The organism is Stenotrophomonas sp. STEN029, assembly GCF_056760015.1.
Genome location: NZ_JBRREC010000022.1, coordinates 16518 through 36318, shown reverse-complemented (window position 1 = coordinate 36318; position 19801 = coordinate 16518). Strand labels below are relative to the sequence as shown.

Genomic DNA, 19801 nt, shown 5'->3' with positions numbered 1-19801 from the left:
GCGGGGGAAGGTGCCCGAAGGGCGGAAGGGGGCGCTGTTGATGCTGCTCTTTCCAAGCCATCAATCACTTCACTCTTGCAGTGCCGCTCCAACCGTTCGCCTGCGCTCCAGCCACCAAAGCAAGGAGGCGACCAGCACAAACCCCAGCAACCAGGGCCAACGCGGCCCCGGGATCGGCAGTGGGGTTGTACGCACGGCACTGCCGCTCAATGCAAACGTTGCATCGCGCATCTGTTGCGCATGCAATGCGACTGCTTTCTCCGGATCCAGCAGCAGCATGCTCTGCTGCTGTTCGCCTGCTTCAACGCGGTGCCATCCGGGCATCTGTGGCCACGCCGCAGCACAGTTGCCAGCGGAAGGGTCGGGCAGCAGTTCGGTACGGCTGCCGTCCTCGGCGACCATCTGCGCCGGAGCGGTCAATCCGCAAAGGCTGATGCGTTCGCCACTCCAGGCCCAGGCGGGCAATGACAGCGTGGGCGAATCCGGAAGCGATCGGGCCATGCTCGCCAAGGCGGCGTTCCATAGTTCGGCGTGTGCGTCGGCATGGCCCGAGAGCACCAGCGCATAGCTGTCAGTGATCGGCAGCACGCCAACCCTGCCCAGGTCAAGTGCGCGCCAGCCACCTATCGCGCTGCCGTCCGCGGCGCGCAGCAAGGGCACCACATCAGCGCTGCTGAATTCCAGATTGAAGCGCTCGACCGTGAGCACAGTCTTGTTCTGCTCGGCATCGATAATGCTGCGCAGCGTGACCGGCTTGGTCTGGTCACCGCCGCGTGTCTCCAGGCCCCATTCCCGCAACGCGCGGCGAGCGCTGCCGTCGAGGGCACCGCTGGTACGAACCAGTACACCCAGTCCGCCGCGAATCCCCTCGGTGATCGCCGCACGCTGCGCGGATGACAGGCCCGCAAGCCGGCGCTCATCAAGCAGCAGCAGGTCCAGGCGGGCGAGACTGGCTGCATCGAGTGAGGCCGGCGCATCACCCATCTGCAGACCGCCACCGATCAACATGCTGGTCTGCAGCGTTGCACCGATATCCTTGCCCCAACGTTGCAGATACTTCAGTTCAGGGCCGGGGGCACCGGCGAGCACGCGGATGCTGGGAGCTGTGCTTGCGCGTACACGCACGGGCACCGGAAGTTGGTCCAGCACCTTGCCGCCGGCATCCAACACGCGCAGCGTGAAAACCACATCGCCGGGTTCGCGCGCGCTGGCACGCAAACTCGCCCGGCCTGCTGCGTCAGTGGTGCTGATATCGACACGATGAGCGGCAGGGTCCAGCAGTTCCACGCGTACTTCAGGCATGCCCTGCACGCGGCTGTGCACGGTGAAGGCCGCACCCGGCGCGAGCAACGGCGGTGCCTGCAATTCCACCAGCCCTCGCGGTGCAGCGGTGGGCAGAAAGCGCAGCGGCGGCAGCGCGATATCACGATCACGTGCTGGCAGGCCCTGGCCGACGATCACCAGCTCGCGTGTGCCCGGCTGCTGGCGTAGCGCGGTGGCAAGATCCGGCACTGCCGTTGCAGACGCCAGCGTCGCTGCTTCCGGCAGGCGCACATAGGTTGCTGCCGGCACGGCCGCAACCTGCGCCGTGCTTGCGCCAGCTGTGGCAACCACCAGCGTCCCCGCGCGAACGGAGCGCGATGGTGGGTACAGGGTGAAGTACAGCAACACAGCGGCAGTGAGTTGCAGCAACAGCAAGGCGGCAAGACGCGGTGTGCGCGGCCGTGGCGACAGCGCGAAGCGCAGGCTGCCCAGCACGACGGCCAGTGCGATCAGGACGAGCGGGAGCCAGGGCGTCATCGTGCTGGCTCCTGCGGTGCCGAGAGTGCTTCAAGGTAGCGACGGCCGCTGGCATCCGCCGCATTGCGGCGCGCGGGCGGCCCGTCGGCGCGACGCAGGGCCGGCCACAGTTGCGCACGCAGTTCGTTGCGGCATGTGCGGCAATCGGGCTGCTGACGCAGCGCGTCTATCGCTGCGACGACGTCCAGCGGATCGGGCACGGCGTTGGGGTGTGCATCCAGCCAACGCGACAACGCATCCAGATCCACGTTGCCGTCGCTGGAAGCCAAGGTATGCCACGCATTGGCGACGACGGCATCACCCGCTGGACGCGCCGCTAGTTGCACAGCGCGATTGCCAAGCCCATCGCGCTTGCCGGTCATGCGCCGGGCCATGTCGATGGGCGGCAATTCACTGCCCACGCGCGCCAGATAGATACGCTCGGCCTGCTGCACCTGCTTGATGAAGGCCAGGGCTTTATAAGCGTATGGCAGTGCCTGGTCCGGATGGCCCTGGCGCAGATGACCCTCGGACTGCCACATCTGGTCGAGCGCGGACTTGAGGATGGCGCGGGTTTGCGGATCGAGCAGGGTGGCGGCTTCGGCGTGGTCGTGGGTATGGCCGTATTCGGACAGCACATCGGTGGCGCTGCCGAATACCGGTGTGCTTTCAGCTGCACCGCCGTGGTCGTGGCCGTGTCCATCATCTTCCGCATGATCGGCGTGATCCGCATGTCCTTCGGCGCTTGTGGCATCGCTGGTCGGCAGGTCGCCGGTCGGCGGTGCCTTCGCACCACCCTCGGCTTCTTCGCCGAGGAACTGGCCGTAGCGCAGGCGCAGGATGCGCTGGTCGACGCCGATCGCATCGGAGCGCTTGATGAAAGTGTCCGCATCGAGGCTGTCGCGCTGCTTGAGCAGGGCCTCGGCGTCGATGATGATCTGCCGCTGGCTGCGGAAGTAGGCCGGCATCACTTTCTTGATCGCGCCTTCCAGATCACTGGCCTGCACCTGCTGCTCGCTGGGTAGGCGCAGGATCAGGCTGGCGCTGCGCGCCTCCTGCGGCTGCGGGCTGCGGTTGTCGCGGACGCCCAGGCGCGCGACTACTTCATCGCCGGGTTCCAGGCCGAGCGCGGCCAGGTCGGCGCTGTAGGCGAAGCGTCGTGCCGTCGCCGGGCCGCTGCCGCTCAGCGTCAGTTGGCGTTGCTGGAAGCTGATGTTCTCGCCGCTGCCTTTTGCGGTGGTGATATCCAGCGTGGCGGTGCTGTTGACGCCGAAGTCGTCGCTGGCTTCAAAACGCAGTTGCCACGAGCGCTGACGCGGTGCTGCCTGGTTGAGTGTCTGTGCGGGCTCGATCACCTTGACCTGCGGCGGACGGTCCACCACCACATCGAGGCGATAGGCGCGCCCGCCGGCTGCCATCGTCGGTCCGGTCTGGATGCGGTACAGGCCCGCACGCTGCAACACCTCGCTAGCGCGCCAGTAATCGCCATCGCGCTGCAATGCCAGCCGGCGGCCGTCGTGGAACTGCAGCCACGCGTGCTGCGGTTGTGGTGCGAACTGCAGACGCCACTGCAGGCAACTGCCTTGCAGGGCGCGTGCGTCGAGCTTGTCGCCGGCCGTTGCTGCCTGGCCGCTGTAGGCCGGAGGCGTGATCTGCAGCCAGCTGCCGCGTAATGCAGGTGTGCTGTCCGTCGCGGCAGTTTCGTTGGCGCTTCCACCAGCGGTGACCGGAGCGTTGACTGTAGCGCGCGGCCACAGCAGCGCAGCACCTGCGATCAGCGCGGCAGCCACCAGACACAACAGCAGTCGCTGCCAGGGCCAGCGAGGACGCAGGTCCGGCGGATTGCTCTGCAGGCGCTGCTCGATATGGCGGCGCTGGCGTTGCTGCAACGGGTTGAGCGTGGACGTTGCGGCGAACAGCAGGTCAGCACTGTCCTCGAAGTGCGGATGACCGTTCAGACGTGCGACCAGCCAGCGCGCATCCAGCCGTCGCGCACGCCAGACTGCGACGCCCGCAGCAACCAGCAAGCCCACCGTGGTGATCATGTAAGCGGCATCGAAGCCGAACATGCGCGTTGCCAGCACGCCGACCGCCAGGGCCAGCGGGAGGCCGGCGGACAAGGCAATCAGCAGCGTGCGTCGCCGTGCAGCGCGCAGAAGAGAGGGCGCGTTCATGCCTGGCCTCGCCGACGCGGCGCGCTGGCCAGCCAGCGCTCAAGCAGGAACAACAAGGCGACTGCCAACAGCAGCCAATGGCTCAGCTCGGTTGCGGGCTGTGGATACGCCGTAGCGCCGGTTTCCGGCTGCATCGTCGCTGCCAGCGCACGGCGCGGTGTGGGTGCAGCCTGCAGTACCGAGCGCAGTCCAGCTGGGAACTCCGCATCAAGCAGCACCGGCAGGTTTGCCGGTTGGAGCGGCGCTGCCCAGCGCAGCCAGTGGCCGTGCGCCGTGCCGATCTGCTCAACGACCAGCACGCCATTGGCGTCGCGCCATAGCGGTGTGCGTTGGGCATCGGCGGGTACCGGTGTGCGTGTATCCACCAGCAGGCGGCCGCCGCGTTGCAGCCATGCGCTTGTATCGGCGGGCAGCGGCTTGGCCGACAGCCAAACGCGTAGCGTGTCGTCACCGTTGAACGCGACCGTGTCATCGGCCGCCTGCGGCCTGGCGCCATGCCAGGCACTGGCAGCCGCATCGAGATAGCGCACGCCCGGCTTGCCAGCTTCGTCGTGCCGGATCTGCAGCTGCGGCGACACGATGGTCGTCTGCTTTTCCGTCGCAGTGGTCTGCTCCAGCACCTGCCAGCGCACCGCTCGTGACAGCTGCGGCCGTTGCGCGTCCAGCCCATCGAGTACCGAAGGGACAACCACGGTGAGCGGGGCATCGGTTGGCAGCGAGGCATCAAGCTCACGCAGCAGGCTGGATACCGGCTGCGGGCCTTGCGGTGCTTGGGTCTTGTCGATGGACGGGAAGCCCGCTGCCAGCCACAACCACTGCGCATCGGCACTGCCAACGCTGCGTTGGGCCGCGGCAAGATCAACACCGGGCAATACGGCGATGCGCGGCTGCGTATCAAGCACACCGGTCAATGCCGGCCGTGCCAACAGCACTGCCAGCAAGGCGAGCAGCAGCAAGCGCAGCACCAGCAGTGGCCATTCGTCGAAGCGGATGCGGCGACGCGGACGTGGCTTGGCCGACAGCCAGCGCAGCGCGGCAAAGTCGATGATGCGCTGTTCGCTGCGGCGGGCGAGGTGGATCAGCAGCGGCAGCAACAGTGCTGCCAATGCCAGGAAACCGGCCGGGAACAGCCACAGCAGGCTCATGCGCCGCTCCCGCTGCGGCGCCCGAACAGGCGTTGCAAGGGTGCATCGATGGCTTCATCGAGATAGGCGGTGTCATGGCGGATACCGGCGGCCTGCAGCCGTGCGTCCAGCACGCGTTGTGCTTCCTTGAAGCGGGCGAGGTACTCCCCGCGCACCGTCGCGCCATCGCTGAGCAGCTCGTCGCCGGTTTCCGGATCGCGGAAACGGTGGCCATCGCGGAACGGGAAATCACGCTCTTCAACGGTCAGCAGCTGCAGGTGTACGACGTCGCGGCCGGCTTTGGCCAGGCGCTCGGCCAGCTCAACAGCTGCGGTATCAAAGCCATCGCCGATCATCACCACCAGATCATTGCTGGCGATGCGTTCCCACAAGGGCGACAGTTTCTGCTGTGGCGGCCATTGCCCCTTGGCGTGCAGCGTATGCAATTGCAGATGCAGCCGATCGCGTTGGCGCAGGCCGTTTCCGGCCGGCAGCAGCTGCACGCCATCACCGCCAAGTGCAATCAGACCGAAGGCATCGCCTTGCTGCATCGCCAGCTCGGTGAGGCAGGCGACCAGTGCCTTGGCCGCGTCCAGGCGCTGCCAGTCGGGCCGCGCCTGATCGGCCTGTGCCATCGAGGCACTGGCATCAAGCAGCAGCCAGACGGTGATCGGGCTTTCGCGCTCGGACTCGCGCACGAAGAAGCGGTCCGAGCGCGCATAAAGCTTCCAGTCGATCTGGCGCAGCTCGTCGCCCGGTTCGTAGGCGCGGTACTGCGCGAACTCCAAGCCGGCGCCACGGCTGCGGCTGGCATGCGCGCCGATGCCACGGCTGCCGCTGGCCCGCTGCGGCCACAGCCGCAGGCTGCGCAGGCGGCTGCGCACATCGGCGGGTATCAGCGGTGGTGTCGGAGCGGCCATGTGGAACGTCGTGTCGGTCAGGCCGGAAACGGCACCGCGCGCAGCAGGGCGGCGATCACGTCATCGGCACTCTTGTGTTCGGCTTCGGCAGCGAACGACAACAGCAGGCGATGGCGCATCACCGGCGCGGCCAGTGCCTGTACATCCTCGCGGGTAGCGGCGAAGCGGCCTTGTAGCAGAGCGCGTGCTTTTGCGGCGAGCACCAGTGACTGACCGGCGCGTGGACCTGCGCCCCATTTGATCCAGTTGTTCACTTCGGCAGGTGCGCCATCGCCGGGGCGGCTGGCGCGGACCAGGCGGGTGATCCAGCTGAGCAGGTCGGGGCTGATATGCACATCGCGCACTGCCAGCTGCAGGGCCTTCACCGCATCGGCATCCATCACCTTGGGCACGGCGCCGCTGTGGCTGCCGGTGGTCTGGGCGAGGATGTCGCGTTCTTCGGTTTCGCTTGGGTAGTCGACGCGGACATGCAGCAGGAAGCGGTCCAGCTGGGCTTCCGGCAGCGGATAGGTGCCGGCCTGTTCGATCGGGTTCTGCGTGGCCAGCACGAAGAACGGTGAGGGCAGGGCGTAGGTGGTGCCGGCGTAGCTGACGGTGCGCTCCTGCATCGCTTCCAGCAGCGCGGCCTGGGTCTTGGGCGGGGTACGGTTGAGTTCGTCGGCCAGCAGCAGGTTTGTGAAGATAGGCCCTTGCTGGAAGCGGAACGCGCGCTTGCCGGTGCCGTGATCTTCTTCCAGCAGTTCGGTACCGAGGATGTCGCTGGGCATCAGGTCGGGGGTGAACTGCACGCGCCGGAACTGCAGCTCAAGCGCTTGCCCGAGCGAGCGCACCAGCAGGGTCTTGCCCAGGCCGGGCGCGCCTTCGAGCAGGCAGTGGCCGCCGGCCAGCAGGCCGATCAGCAGTTGTTCGACGACCTCGTGCTGGCCGACCACGGCCTGTGCGAGCGCGCTGCGCAGCTCGTTCAAGCGCGGCAGTAGTGAGTCCAGATCGGGGGCAGTCATGCGGTCACCTGTGGGGTCAATGCGTCAGTGCGTACATCACGATGTTCACGCCGAACTTGGTGTTGTCTTCGGCCAGGAAGCGTTTGTTGCGCCAGTCGTAGTCCCATTCGCAACCGTAGTCCTTGTTGCTGTAGAGCACGCCCAGCCGGCCATCGATCTCGATGCCCTTGAGATAGTCATGGACCAGGTCATCACCCCAGCCATTGAGTTCGAAGCCGGTGGCCGGTGGGCCCTCGGGGAACTTGAAGAAGCTGTTGTAGATGGCGTGGGTATTGGGCAGTTTCTTCATTGCGTTGGCGCCGAAGATGCTGCGCATCTGTGCTTCGAAGGAGGTGGCGAACAGGCCGTCGATGTCGTGGTTGCAGTCATCGACGAAGACGAAGCCGCCGTTGCGCACATAGCGTTCGAAGTTGCGGCGCTCTTCCGGATTGAACTCGACCAGCTTGTGCCCGGAGAGATAGCAGAAGGGTGCGGCCAGCATCTTCGGGTCAGACAGCGCGATGATGTGTTCCTTGGGGTCTACGCGCAAGGTGGTGTAATCGATCAGCGAGGTGATCAGGTTGGACGGCATGCGCGCGTCCACGTCCCAGTCACCGGAGTCGTAGCGCAGGCGGGTGAACCAGAAGTCGTAACGACTGGCCTGCGCGCTTGCGATGCCCGGCAAGGCGGCGCTCACCGCGCCGCCCAGCAGCAGGTGAAGGAATTGCGCTCGCGTCAGACGGGGTGGGGACAAAAGCAGGGGACTCGGTTAAAGCCCCTCTCCCTTCGGGAGAGGGGTTGGGGTGAGGGTAAGCGCTTCAGGCCCAACCCTCATCCGCCCTTCGGGCACCTTCTCCCGGCGGGAGAAGGGAAATCAGTTACACCGCATCCGACAACGAGGTAAACGTGAAGTCACGCAGCTTCATCGGCGGGATCATCATCACGAAGCTGGACTCGTCACCGGCCACGCGCACCGGCTTGCCCAGCTCGTCGATGTTGTTGAGCATGATCACCGGCGATTCGTTGAAGCGGAAATTCTTCACCGGGTGCTTGATCTGGCCGTTCTCGATGTAGAAAGTGCCGTCGCGGGTCAGGCCGGTCAGCAGCACGGTCTGCGGGTCGACCATGCGGATGTACCAGGTGCGGGTGACCAGGATGCCCTTCTCGGTGCCACGCACCAGTTCGGCGATCGACTTGGTACCGCCGCTCATCAGCAGGTTGCCGGCGCTGGCCTTGGCCGTCTTGCCCTGCTTCTGTGCCCAGTAACGCGAGTAATCCAGGTTGGCGACCTTGCCGTCTTCGATGATGGCGATGCGCTCGCGCGGCATGCCTTCGCCGTCCCACGGCAACACCGCTGCATCCGGATGCCACGGATCGGCGAACAGGTTGACCTTGCTGTCGTAGACCTGCTCGCCCAGCTTGTTGCCGCCGCCCTTCTTGGACAGGAAGCTGCGGCCTTCATCGGCCGAACGTGCACTGAAGAAATTCATCATGAAGCTGATCAGGCCAGCAGCGGCCGCCGGCTCCAGGATCACCGTGTACTTGCCCGGCTCCAGTGCCTTGGCTTCAGCCGATTCGGTGGCCTTGCGCTTGGCGATCTCGATGTCCTGGTCGGCCTTGAAGTCGGCAGCGTTGGCGAGGTTGCGGCCAACCCAGCCCGAGCCGCGGCCGTCTTCGGTACGCACGGTGCAGGTGTAGTTGAAGTTGGTGGTCTTCTGGTAGCCGAAGTTGCCATTGCTGTTGGCGATGGCGACAAAACCGTTGCCGTCTTCCAGGAAGCCGGCAGCGATCAGGCCATGGCCGCGGCAGGGGGTGATGGAGTCAGCGGCCACCTGGGCGCGGAATTCCGGGGTGATCGCCGCGGTCGATTCGCTGAAGGTCGGGCTTGAGCGGTATTGCTGCTTGCCGATGGCCGGCATGAACTCCGGGTTCTCCGGTGCCAGCTTGGCCAGGTCCTCGGCGCGGCGGACCACACGCTCCAGCGAGGCGTCGTCGAACTCGTTGATCGACGCAGTGCCAACGCGCTTGCCGAAGGCAACCTGCACGGCGAGTTCGGCATTGCTGACGATACCGCTGGTGGAGACGTTGTTCAGCGCGAAACGGATGTTGCCGTCGACCGAGCCGGCCAGCGTGGCGGTGCATTCATCGGCCTTGGACAGCGCGATGACCTTGTCCAGGATGGCCTTGGCTTCCTGTTCGGTGAAGATGCTCATGGTTCAGAAGCTCCTTGACGATCAGCCGAGGCTGCGCGCGGTATTGATGACGTTGATGCCGTCGAAACGGGCGGTGGACGAGCCGTGCGACACGGCCGAGACCTGGCCTGGCTGGCCCTTGCCGTCGAAGAACGAACCGCCCAGGCGGTAGTCGCGTTCGTCGGCGATGGCGCTGCAGGCGTTCCAGAATTCCGGGGTGCGGATCTGGTAGGCCACGTCCTCGAGCATGCGGGTGATCTGGCCGTTCTTGATTTCATAGAACAGCTGGCCACCGAACTGCGCGTTGTAACGCTGCTGGTCGATGGAGAACGAACCGTCGCCGATGATGTAGATGCCGTTCTCGACGTTCTTGATCATGTCGGCCACCGACAACGGGGTCTTGCCCGGCGCCAGCGACACATTGGCCATGCGCTGGAACTGCACGCTGGACCAGGAGTCGGCGTAGCAGCAGCCATCGGATTCGGTCTTGCCGAGGATATGTGCCTGGTCACGGATGGTCTGGTAGTCGACCAGCTTGCCGTCGCTGATCAGCGGCCAGCGCTTGGTTTTCACGCCTTCGTCGTCGTAGGCAACGGCGCCGAGCGAGCCCGGCTGGGTCTTGTCGGCAAAGATGTTGACCTTGTCGCTGCCGTACTGGAAGCGCTGCTCGCGCTTGTCCAGGGTGGCGAAGCTGGTGCCGGCGTAGTTGGCTTCGTAGCCGAGCACGCGGTCCAGTTCCAGCGGATGGCCGACGGCTTCGTGGATGGTCAGCCAGGTGTGCGACGGGTCCAGGACCAGGTCGTACTTGCCCGGCTTGACCGACGGTGCCTTGAGCTTTTCCTGGGTCTGCTTGGCGGCGGCGATGGCGTCTTCGCGCATGTCATAGGACTGGCCGTAGACGGTGACGCCATTGGGCAGCACGGTCTTGCCGGAGGCGTCGCCATCCAGGTATTCGTAGCCCAGGCCCATCGGCGAGGACAGGCCGGCGCGGGTGCGGAACTTGCCGCTGGCCTTGTCGATGGCGGTGACCGTCATCGGTGCCCAGATGCGGTGCACGTCCTGGTCGATGTAGGAGCCGTCGGTGGAAGCGAAGTACTTCTGTTCGTTGACCAGGAACAGCATGGAGTTGACGAAGCTGGCGCCGGCGCCGATGGCTGCGGCATTCACGCTCAGCAGCAGATCGGCCTTGTCCTTGATCGGCACTTCCATCGCGTTCTTCTTGATCGGCGTACGCCAGCTGACCTCGCCGTAACCGGGTGCCTTGGCGAACTGCACCGGCGCGGTCTGCACCTTGGCATTGGCCTTGGCGATGGCGGCGGCCTGCTGCGCGGCCTTGACCACGCCGGCCGGGCTCAGGTCATTGGTGGCGGCAAAGCCCCAGGCGCCGTTGACGATGACGCGGATGCCGGTGCCGGTTGATTCGGTGTTCACCACGTTCTGGACCTTGTCCTCGCGGGTGATCACGAACTGGCGCAGGTAGCGGCCGATGCGCACATCGCAGTAAGTAGCGCCGGCAGCACGCGCGGCATTGAGCGCGTCATCGGCCAGGCGCTTCTTCAAGGCCGGATCGAGTGCGGTCAACAGGTGCTCGGCGGCGATGGCCTTGCCGAAGAAGGACGGCACCATCAGGCCGCCAGCGGTAAGCCCGGTCAGGGCTAGGAAGTCACGTCTCTGCAAGGCTGCTCTCCACGGGGCAAGGCCCGCAAGGCGGGCGCTACGGCAACAAATGACGGTGGCTTCGCGGTGTTCTGCGAACTGTTCGATTCTTGCGGGCAGGTGTTTGCAGCGGTAGTGACTTTAGGCATGGGAGAGCCAACATTTTGAGACTTTCTGCGAAAGGCGACCCCTCCCCAACCCTCCCCTTCGCTATGCGAAAGGGAGGGGGCACAAGCAAAGGTCGTCAGCAGTTCCGCGATTGCACGGACCGCTCCCTCCCTTTCGCGCAGCGAAGGGGAGGGTTGGGGAGGGGTTTGCTCTGGTTCTGGCTCTCGCTCTTGCTTTGACTTTGATTTTTGCGGTTACGGTTGCGGTTGCTTTGCTTTGAAAGCCCCTCTCCCGCTAGGCGGGAGAGGGGCTGGGGTGAGGGCAAGCTCCTGCCTCTGCCTCTGCCTCTGCTTTTGCTCCAGCTCCAGCTCCAGCCTTACCCCAACGACCGCGCCGTATTGATGATGTTCACCCCATCAAAGCGCGTCGTCGCCGAACCGTGCGATACCGCTGATACCTGCCCCGGCTGGCCTTTGCCGTCAAAGAACGAACCGCCCATGCGGAAATCGCGTTCATCGCAGATCGCGCTGCAGGCATTCCAGAACTCCGGCGTGCGGATCTGGTAGGCCGCATCCTCGACCATGCCGGCGATCTCACCGTTCTTGATCTGGTAGCAGAGCTGCCCACCAAACTGCGCGTTATAACGCTGCTGGTCGATGGAATACGAACCACGGCCGTGGATGTAGATGCCGTTCTCCACGTCCTTGATCATCTGCGCTGGGGTCAGCGGCGTCTTGCCCGGCGCCAGCGACACATTGGCCATGCGCTGGAACTGCACGCTCTTCCACGAGTCGGCATAGCTGCAGCCGTGCGAGGCGTTCTCGCCGAGGATATGCACTTCGTCGCGGGTGGCCTGGTAGTTGACCAGGATGCCGTCCTTGACCAGATCCCACTGCTTGGTCTTCACCCCTTCATCGTCATAGCCCACCGCACCAAGGCTGTAAGGCACGGTCTTGTCGGCGGTAAAGTTGACGATGTCGCTGCCCCAGCGGAAGCCGGCCTCGCGCTTGTCCAGCGTTGCGAAGCTGGTGCCTGCGTAGTTGGCTTCGTAGCCCAGCACGCGGTCCAGCTCCAGCGGATGGCCGACGTTCTCGTGGATGGTCAGGAACAGGTTGGACGGGTCCAGCACCAGGTCATACTTGCCCGGCTTCACCGACGGCGCAGTGAGCTTGGCACGCGCCTGTTTGGCAGCGGCAATCGCATCTTCCACTGGATCATAGGAATGGCCGTAGGCCACCACGCCGCCGGGTAGCTGGTGCTTGTCGGCGGCATTGCCGTCGAGGAACTCCCAACCCATGCCGGCAGGCGCCGACAGCCCGGCGCGGGTGCGGAACTTGCCGCTGGTCTTGTCGATGGCGGTGGCGGTGAAAGGCAGCCAGATGCGGTGTACGTCCTGGTCGATCCAGGAACCATCGCTGGAGGCGAAGTACTTCTGCTCGTTGACCAGGAACAGCTGCGAGTTGATGAAGTTGGCGCCGGCATTGATCGCCGCCGCATTGATCGATAGCAACAGATCGACCTTGTCCTTGACCGGCACCGCCATCGCGTTCTGGCGGATCGGCGTCTTCCATTGCACCTCGCCCACGCCCGGCGTCGGTGCCAGCTGCACCGGCTTGGTCTGGATCTTCGCGTTGGAGCGGGCAATGGCAATCGCCTGTGCCACCGCGGCGGCTACGCCCTGCGCGGTGGACTGGTTGCTGGCGGCAAAGCCCCAGGCACCATTGACGATCACGCGGATGCCGACGCCGGCCGACTCGCTGTTGGTGACGTTCTGCACCTTGTCTTCGCGGGTGACGATGGCCTGGTTGAGGTAGCGGCCGATGCGCACGTCGCAGTAACTGGCACCGCCCTGCTTGGCCAGCGCCAGCACGGTGTCGGCCAGCAGCTTCTTCTTGGCCACATCGGCCGGGGCCAATAATTCTTCGGCGGCGATCAGCTGTGCATTGGGCAGCATGAAGCCGGCGAGGCCGAGGCCGGAGAGCGAAAGAAACTGGCGGCGTTGCATGAGGGGCGAAACTCCAGAGCCAGCGATGCAGCGCATCGCACAAGACCGTTGAATCTCGGCGGCACGGGGGTTCAGGCACAAGTGACCATGGTCATGCATGGCGGCAAACAGGCACTGCGGCACAATCTGCGCAGCATTCCCCGGGCCCCACGCGATGACCAGCAAGCCGTACTCAGAATCCTGCGAGCGCAACAGCGCACCCATCCTGCAGGTCCTGCAACAGCATCTGGGCCAGGCCCGCACTGTGCTGGAGATCGGCAGCGGCTCCGGCCAGCATGCCGTGCATTTCGCCGCTGCGATGCCATGGCTACATTGGCAGGCCAGCGATCACTGCGACTACCTGCCCGGGATACGCCAGTGGCTGGACGAGGCGGCGCTGCCGAATACGCCTGTGCCGCTGGAACTGCAGGCAGTGATTGGCGAAGGCCTGCAGCCCTTGCCGCCGCTGCCGGTGCATGACGGCGTGGCCGGCTTCGATGCCGTATTCACTGCCAACACCCTGCACATCATGGGCTGGGAGCAGGTGCAGGCGCTGTTTGCCGGGCTGCCGTCGCTTATGGCGCCAGAAGGGTTGTTGGTCGCCTATGGCCCGTTCAACTACAACGGTGCCTTCACCAGCGACAGCAACCGCAACTTTGACGGCTGGCTGAAGGCGCGGGACCCGCGCTCTGGCATCCGCGATTTCGAGGCGGTTGATGCCCTGGCACGCGCGCAGCAGCTGGAGCTGCAAGAGGACGTGGCGATGCCGGCCAACAACCGTTGCCTGGTATGGCGACGGATGCGCGTTTGAAGCCGGGCGGGCTAGGATGCGAAGACTTCAGGCAAGGGGCGGGGCGTGATGCAGGGACGTAAGTGGTTGGTGGCGATGGTGCTGGGCTTTGCTCCGCTGGCGTGCTTGCAGGCGCAGCCGCTGGATGCGCGGGCAGCGGCGATGCAGGTGCAGGCAAGCTACCCGGGCGTGATCGAGCTGGAGGTGGATGCCAGCGACATCCAGCGCCGCATCCAGCGTGTGCACCAGCGCATTCCGGTATCGGCCGGTGCGCTGACCCTGTGGTATCCGCAGTGGATACCAGGCAATCACGCGCCAACTGGCCCGATCAACCAGATGGCCGGGCTGATCATCCGCGGCAACGGCCAGGTGCTGCAGTGGGCGCGTGATTCCGGCGACATGTATGCGTTCAAGCTGCAGGTGCCGGAAGGCGTCGGCGTGCTGGATATCGAGTTCCAGTACCTGTCACCGACTGCCAGCGACCAGGGCCGGGTGGCGATGACGCCGAACATGCTCGACCTGCAATGGCATCGCGTGCTGCTGTACCCGGCCGGCTATGACGCACGCGGCATCCAGATCAAACCCAGCCTGCGCCTGCCCGACGGCTGGCAGAGCGGCACCGCGCTGGATGTTGCACAGCGCAGCGACGGCAATGAGCAGTACGCGCCGGTGTCGCTGATGACCTTGATTGATTCGCCGGTATTTGCCGGCCAGTACTTCAAGCGCTTCGCGCTGGACGAGACATCCAAACAACCGGTGTGGCTGGACGTGGTCGGCGAGAACCCGCAGGGCCTGCAGGCCGATGCCAAGGTGCTGGATGCGCATCGCGCGCTGGTGCGCGAGGCCGATGCAGTATTCGGTTCGCGTCCGTACACGCGTTACAACTTCCTGCTGGCGGTATCGGACGTGTTCAGTGGCATCGGTCTTGAGCATGCGCAGAGCAGCGAAAACGGCATGCACGACGGCTACCTGCGTGGCGAGCGGCCCTTCCTCGACAACGACCTGCTGCCGCACGAATATGCGCATGCATGGGTAGGCAAGGCTTGGCGTCCACGCCCGACCTGGGTACCGCATTACAACGCACCGATGCACAACGACGAGTTGTGGATGTACGAGGGCCAGACCCAGTATTGGGCGGTGGTGTTGGCAGCACGTTCAGGGCTGTGGAAGCCGGACTATGCGATGGCGATGCTGGCACAGCTGCAGGCCAACTACGCAACACAGCCGGGCCGGCAATGGCGCGACCTGCACGACACCGTGCACCAGGGCATCCTCGACTTCAATTCCAAGCCGCAGGCCTGGGCCGACTGGCAGCGAGCGTTCGAGTTCTATAACGAGAGCACGTTGCTGTGGCTGGGCGTGGATGCACGCCTGCGCAGCTTGTCGAAAGGCAAAGTCACGCTGGACGACTTCGCCAAGCGCTTCCACCAGGGCGGCAAGCAGGGCGAGATCCGCCTGTACGATCGCGCTGACGTGATGCAGGGCCTGGAAGCGGTGCAGCCCGGCAACTGGGATGCCTTCATCGGCAGCCGATTGGATGCGCGTGATGGCAAGGCGCCGGATGGCTTGAGCGCTGCGGGCTGGGAGCTGTACTTCGATGACCAGCCGAATCTTGTGGTTGCCGATGGCGAGGCCGATGGCGCTACTGACCTGCAGTACTCCTTGGGTTTGAAGATCGGCAATGATGGCGTGCTGCAGGCCGTGGGCTGGGACAGCCCCGCGTTCAATGCGGGCTTGGCCAAGGATGTGACGGTTATTGCGGTGAATGGCCTGGCGTACAGCGGCGGCCGGATCAAGCAGGCGCTGATTGATGGCAAGCAGAACGGCACACCGATCGAGTTGATCGTGCGACAGGCGGACAGCTTCCGTACCGTGCGTATCGATTACCGCGAAGGTGTGCGGTATCCGCATCTGCGGCGGATTGCGGGGACGGCGGATTTGTTGACGCGGATTCTGGCGGCGAAGCGGTAACGAGCCACCTCCTTCTCCCGCCGGGAGAAGGTGCCCCAACGGGGCGGATGAGGGTAAGAGCGAAGCCTCGTGAAAAGTATCGCGCGGGCTTCGCCCCAACCCTCACCCCAACCCCTCTCCCGTAGGAGAGGGGCTTCAAGCGAAAGCAACAGCCTCAGTATTCGATCCGATACCCAACCCCGAACGTACGCCCCTGTGCCGGTACGCTCGACAGCTTGCCGTAGGTCGCTTCCGCCTGCTGGCCATAGACCGTCTTGTAGTCGCGATCAACCAGGTTGTAGACACCCACGCTGAAACGCCCACCCGCCAGCGGCAGCTCGCCAATCAGGTCGAACACCGCATAGCCACGGATCTTCGCTGCCGGGGTCGCGCGGATGGTTGGGCTGACCGAGGCCAGCTGCGCGTCACGCCACGCATCATCAGTGCCACCGACCGCCTGGCCCTGCAGGCGCAGCAGACTATCGTTGGCAAAACGCCACTGGCCATGCACACCTGCCTTCAATGGCGATACGCGGAACGCATTGAGCTCGCGCCACTGGCCGGCCGCATCACGGTACTGGCCGCGGGTGCTGGCCACGCTGGCACCCAGTTCCAGCTGCGGGGTAGGCGTATAGCGCAGGTTGGCCTCCACGCCGTAGACGCGCTCGTCGGTATCGGCCACTGACACGCTGTAGTTGCGGTTGAACTGCACGGTCTTGTCCGAGCGGTTGTAGAACGCGGTCACCGCACTCTGCAGCTGCGTGTTGTTCAAGCGCCAGCCCAGCTCGTAGTTGTCGACCTTGATCGGGCCGATGTTGCGGCTGTCGATGACGAAGTTGGCCGGCACGTCACGCAGCATGCGCTGCGTATCGGGCAGGCTGAAACCCTGCGAGAAGTTGGTGAACAACTGCTGCGCATCGCTGAATTTGTAGACCACGCCGGCATTGAACAGCGTCTGCGAATGACGCACGCGGCCACCGGCCAGCAGCTGCGGCTGGTAGCCGGCCACTGCGTCGGCGGTGATCGCCTCGGTGTAGGGCAGCGAATCGTCCACGTTGTTGCGCAGGATCTGGTGGCGCACGCCGGCCTGCACGCTGAAACGTTCGCTCAGCGCGTGGTCGGCCTGCAGGAACAGGCCGGTGGTGTCCACGCGCACATCCGGGCCCATCGCGTACTGTGCAGTCGGCACGTAGTTCAGGCCGTTGCTGGCGATGAAGCGGTTGATGTCGTACATCTGCCCGCGCTGGCTGTCCTCTTCGCGCTCATGGTCCACGCCATAGGACAGCTGCAGGCTGCGCCCGCCGATATCGAAGCCCTTGTGCAGGGCGCTGCGCAAGCCCCAGACGTCGATGTCGGTATTGGACTGCATGGCCACATAGGCATAGCCGCCGGGCAGCGCCGGATGCACCAGCGTCGATACCGACGGGAACCAGCGGCCCTGCTCATTGCGGTAATAGGCTTCCACGCTCAGCTCCTGGCCGCCGAACACATCGCGGTTGCGGTATTGCGCATTGACGCCCTGGTGGCGGGTGCGCGGCTGTGCGTTCAACTGCAGGCCATCGACGGCGTTGTGGCTGGGCTGGTAGGCGGGATTGAACAGCACTGCCAGGCGCGGGCCGTAGTCCGGGCCGTAGTCGCTGTCCTGCTGGTCGTCATACCAACGCAGGCCCACGCTGAGCTGCTGGGCCGGGCTAAGCGCCCATTCAAGGCGCGCGTTGAGTTCCTTGGTCTCGGTGTCCTGGCGGTCGGTCTGGGCGATCTCCGGGCCGATGCGGCGGCCATGCGCATCCAGCGATGCGCCCTGGCGGCCATAGGCGATACCAAATGCACCGCTGAAAGTGTCACCGCGCACGGTCATGGTCTGCGCGGCGTTCCAGGCCAGGTTGTCGCTGGAAACATCGGAGGGCGTGCGCAGGCCGAGCTGGCTGGCCAGCTGCACCGGCGCGTCGCCCGGCTGCAGGGTGATGATGTTGATGATGCCGCCGCTGGCACCGGCACCGTACAGCGCGGTGGCACCGGAGATCACCTCGATGCGCTCGATCATCGTCGGCGAGATGCTGTTGAGCTGGCGCGAGCCATCACGTGCGCCGGTCAGCGGCACGCCATCGATCATCACCTGCACGCTGCGGCCACGCATGGTCATGCCGTAGTTGCTGGTGGTGCCGCTGGCCGGCGCCAGCGACGGCACCAGCTGGCCGAGGATGTCGGCGGTGCTGCGACCGGCAGCGGTCTGCTGGGCGATCTGCTCGCGCTCGATGGCGTACACGGTGCCGGCGATCTCGGCCACGCTGCGTGCGCCGCGCACGGCGGTAACGCTGACGGCATCCAGCTGGCGGGTGCCGCTGGTGGTGTTGGCCTGTGCTGCCAGCTGGCCACTGATGGCCAGGCTCAGCAGGGCGAGCGGAAGCGTTGCTGCGGTATGCCGCATGGTGTCCTCGGAACGTATCAGGGAGAAGAAGGAGAGGGCGCGAAGCGGCGCAGCAGCGGCCGGCACAACAGCAACCCAAGCGCGGAGACGATCGCCAGCGCCACGTAATAAGCGGGGTAACCCAGGCCCTTGGCGAGGAAGCCGGACAAGGCACCACCGATGAAATAGATCAGCAGTTCGAAGCACACCAGCAGGGTGAAGTCGGTGCCGGCCTGCTCGCGCGAGCTGAGCCGCATGAACAAGGCATACAGGCTGGTCATGGCGACATAGCGCAGGGCCAGCAGGGCGATCACCAGCGCGCCCAGCCCAAACTGCGAGGAGGCAAGCACACCGCTGTACAGCAAGGCGGCCAGCAGTACATACAGCAGCGTGCGCCACCAACCGGCGTGCATCAGCAGCTGTTCGGCGCTGCGCTGCTTGAGCAGCCAAGCCGCGCCCACCGCAGCCAACATGCCAACGCCGGCACCGCCCACCGAGATCAGCAGGCCGATCTCGGTCAGGCTCCACTTCTGGTCGACCAGCAGCGGATTGACCATCGCCATCGCCGGTGCCTCCACCATGCGATACAGGACGATCAGCAGCAGCGCCCAGCGCAGCTCGGGCCGGCGCAGCGCACGCAGCACGCTCGGCCGCTGGCTGGCCGCCGGCCGTGGCACCTCGTTGATCTGCTGCACGGCGAACAGGGTCAAGGCACTCATCGCCGCCAGACTCAGCAGGGCCACGTTCCAGCCGCGGGTTTCGTAAAGCCACAGCACGCCTGCACCGCCGACCATGCTGCCCAGCGCCACGCCCACGCTCTGCGCCATGCTGCCGAGGCGGTGCTCGGCCGGTGCCAATGCTTCCACCGTGTAGCCATCGATGGCGATGTCCTGGGTGGCGGCAATGGTGGAGATCCACATGCCGACCAGCACGAACACGGTCAGGCCATGGTCCAGGCCGGTGAAGGCCAACACCAGGATGCCGACCAGCAACAGCAACTGGGTCAGCCACAACCAGCTGCGGCGCCGGCCCAGGGCAGGCAGATGCCAGCGGTCCACCAGCGGTGCCCACAGGAACTTGAACGCCCACGGCAGATACAGCAGCGACAGCATGCCGATCCAGCGCAGGTCCACGCCCTGGCTGCGCAGGATGGCGGGTACCGCCACGTTGTAGAAATACAGCGGCAGCGCATGCGCCATGTACAGCACCACGATCACGCCCAGGCCGAAACGCGAGGCCGCACCGTGCTCAGTACGCATCTGTGTGCTCCAGCTGTTGGCCGACCCAGCGCATGCCGTCGGCGTCGTCAGTGGTGACGTAATAGGGCACGCCCCAGGCCGCATGCAGGGCCGGCGTATCCAGCCGCTGCTGCTCGGCGGCGCTGCTGGCGATGCGCACCAGGCCCTTGCAGTAAACGCGGAAGGCCGGCTTGTGCTGCTTGTACCAGAGCGCCTGGATGGCGCGGTAATCCTCACTGAAACTGGCACCGGGCACGGTGCTGGCGATGAAGTAGAACGGTGTGGCGGCCACGATCAAGGCTTCCACGCGCTGCAGCCAGTGGCGGATCTCATCCGCGCTGACCGCATCGTGGAACACGGCGCGGACCACGGCCGCCTGCTTGATCGTCAAACCCATTGCCACTGACCTTCGCTGAATACGGGGCAGGGCCGTCCATACGCGGCCCCTCAAATAAGAATAGTTATCAATACCATTGAAAGTTTAGGCGCCGCGAAGGAA

Annotated in this window: 14 protein-coding genes; 2 read left to right on the top strand and 12 right to left on the bottom strand. The window is 65.2% G+C overall.

Translation table 11 applies throughout. The features are described 5' to 3' along the window. Nucleotides 1-69 precede the first annotated feature (69 nt). The 9 genes from ACVOLI_RS07225 to ACVOLI_RS07185 form a co-directional block, all read right to left on the bottom strand. Nucleotides 70-1800, bottom strand: coding sequence for a carboxypeptidase regulatory-like domain-containing protein (locus tag ACVOLI_RS07225; RefSeq protein ID WP_481534118.1), 1731 nt, complete (start codon nucleotides 1798-1800; stop codon nucleotides 70-72). Then, entirely contained in the window at nucleotides 1797-3953 is a 2157-nt protein-coding gene (locus ACVOLI_RS07220) for a hypothetical protein (protein WP_481534117.1), read from the bottom strand. The genes ACVOLI_RS07225 and ACVOLI_RS07220 overlap by 4 nt, the downstream gene beginning before the upstream one ends. Further along, nucleotides 3950-5098: a BatA domain-containing protein gene (locus tag ACVOLI_RS07215; protein ID WP_481534116.1), complete on the bottom strand. Its 1149-nt coding sequence runs from the start codon at nucleotides 5096-5098 to the stop codon at nucleotides 3950-3952. The genes ACVOLI_RS07220 and ACVOLI_RS07215 overlap by 4 nt, the downstream gene beginning before the upstream one ends. Then, nucleotides 5095-5997 (bottom strand): DUF58 domain-containing protein, encoded by a 903-nt coding sequence (locus ACVOLI_RS07210; RefSeq protein ID WP_481534115.1) that lies wholly within the window; start codon nucleotides 5995-5997, stop codon nucleotides 5095-5097. Before ACVOLI_RS07210 ends, ACVOLI_RS07215 begins: the two co-directional genes overlap by 4 nt. A 17-nt stretch (nucleotides 5998-6014) precedes the next feature. Continuing rightward, nucleotides 6015-6998 (bottom strand): AAA family ATPase, encoded by a 984-nt coding sequence (locus tag ACVOLI_RS07205; RefSeq protein ID WP_481534114.1) that lies wholly within the window; start codon nucleotides 6996-6998, stop codon nucleotides 6015-6017. A 16-nt stretch (nucleotides 6999-7014) separates the two neighbouring features. Beyond that, a complete protein-coding gene (locus ACVOLI_RS07200; protein WP_481534129.1) occupies nucleotides 7015-7716 on the bottom strand; it encodes a DUF4159 domain-containing protein in 702 nt (233 codons plus the stop codon). Nucleotides 7717-7855: 139 nt separating this feature from the next. Further along, nucleotides 7856-9190: a TldD/PmbA family protein gene (locus tag ACVOLI_RS07195; RefSeq protein ID WP_296249069.1), complete on the bottom strand. Its 1335-nt coding sequence runs from the start codon at nucleotides 9188-9190 to the stop codon at nucleotides 7856-7858. A 21-nt stretch (nucleotides 9191-9211) separates the two neighbouring features. Continuing rightward, nucleotides 9212-10846 (bottom strand): TldD/PmbA family protein, encoded by a 1635-nt coding sequence (locus tag ACVOLI_RS07190; protein ID WP_481534113.1) that lies wholly within the window; start codon nucleotides 10844-10846, stop codon nucleotides 9212-9214. Between the two features lie 463 nt (nucleotides 10847-11309). Next, nucleotides 11310-12938: a TldD/PmbA family protein gene (locus ACVOLI_RS07185; RefSeq protein ID WP_481534112.1), complete on the bottom strand. Its 1629-nt coding sequence runs from the start codon at nucleotides 12936-12938 to the stop codon at nucleotides 11310-11312. A 154-nt stretch (nucleotides 12939-13092) separates the two neighbouring features. Here ACVOLI_RS07185 and ACVOLI_RS07180 point away from each other — a divergent pair, with 154 nt between their 5' ends. Continuing rightward, nucleotides 13093-13728, top strand: a complete 636-nt coding sequence (locus ACVOLI_RS07180) for a DUF938 domain-containing protein (protein WP_481534111.1) — start codon at nucleotides 13093-13095, stop codon at nucleotides 13726-13728. Between the two features lie 48 nt (nucleotides 13729-13776). Then, nucleotides 13777-15678 (top strand): M61 family metallopeptidase, encoded by a 1902-nt coding sequence (locus ACVOLI_RS07175; protein ID WP_481534110.1) that lies wholly within the window; start codon nucleotides 13777-13779, stop codon nucleotides 15676-15678. A gap of 154 nt (nucleotides 15679-15832) precedes the next feature. On the opposite strand, the gene ACVOLI_RS07170 is transcribed toward ACVOLI_RS07175, so the two are convergent. The 3 genes from ACVOLI_RS07170 to ACVOLI_RS07160 are packed head-to-tail and all read right to left on the bottom strand — an operon-like array spanning nucleotide 15833 to nucleotide 19699. After that, nucleotides 15833-18085: a TonB-dependent receptor gene (locus ACVOLI_RS07170; RefSeq protein WP_481534109.1), complete on the bottom strand. Its 2253-nt coding sequence runs from the start codon at nucleotides 18083-18085 to the stop codon at nucleotides 15833-15835. 17 nt (nucleotides 18086-18102) lie between these two features. Beyond that, complete coding sequence (locus ACVOLI_RS07165) at nucleotides 18103-19323, bottom strand: MFS transporter (RefSeq protein WP_481534108.1); 1221 nt, start codon at nucleotides 19321-19323, stop codon at nucleotides 18103-18105. Then, nucleotides 19313-19699, bottom strand: coding sequence for a hypothetical protein (locus tag ACVOLI_RS07160; RefSeq protein WP_481534107.1), 387 nt, complete (start codon nucleotides 19697-19699; stop codon nucleotides 19313-19315). The genes ACVOLI_RS07165 and ACVOLI_RS07160 overlap by 11 nt, the downstream gene beginning before the upstream one ends. Nucleotides 19700-19801: the final 102 nt, after the last annotated feature.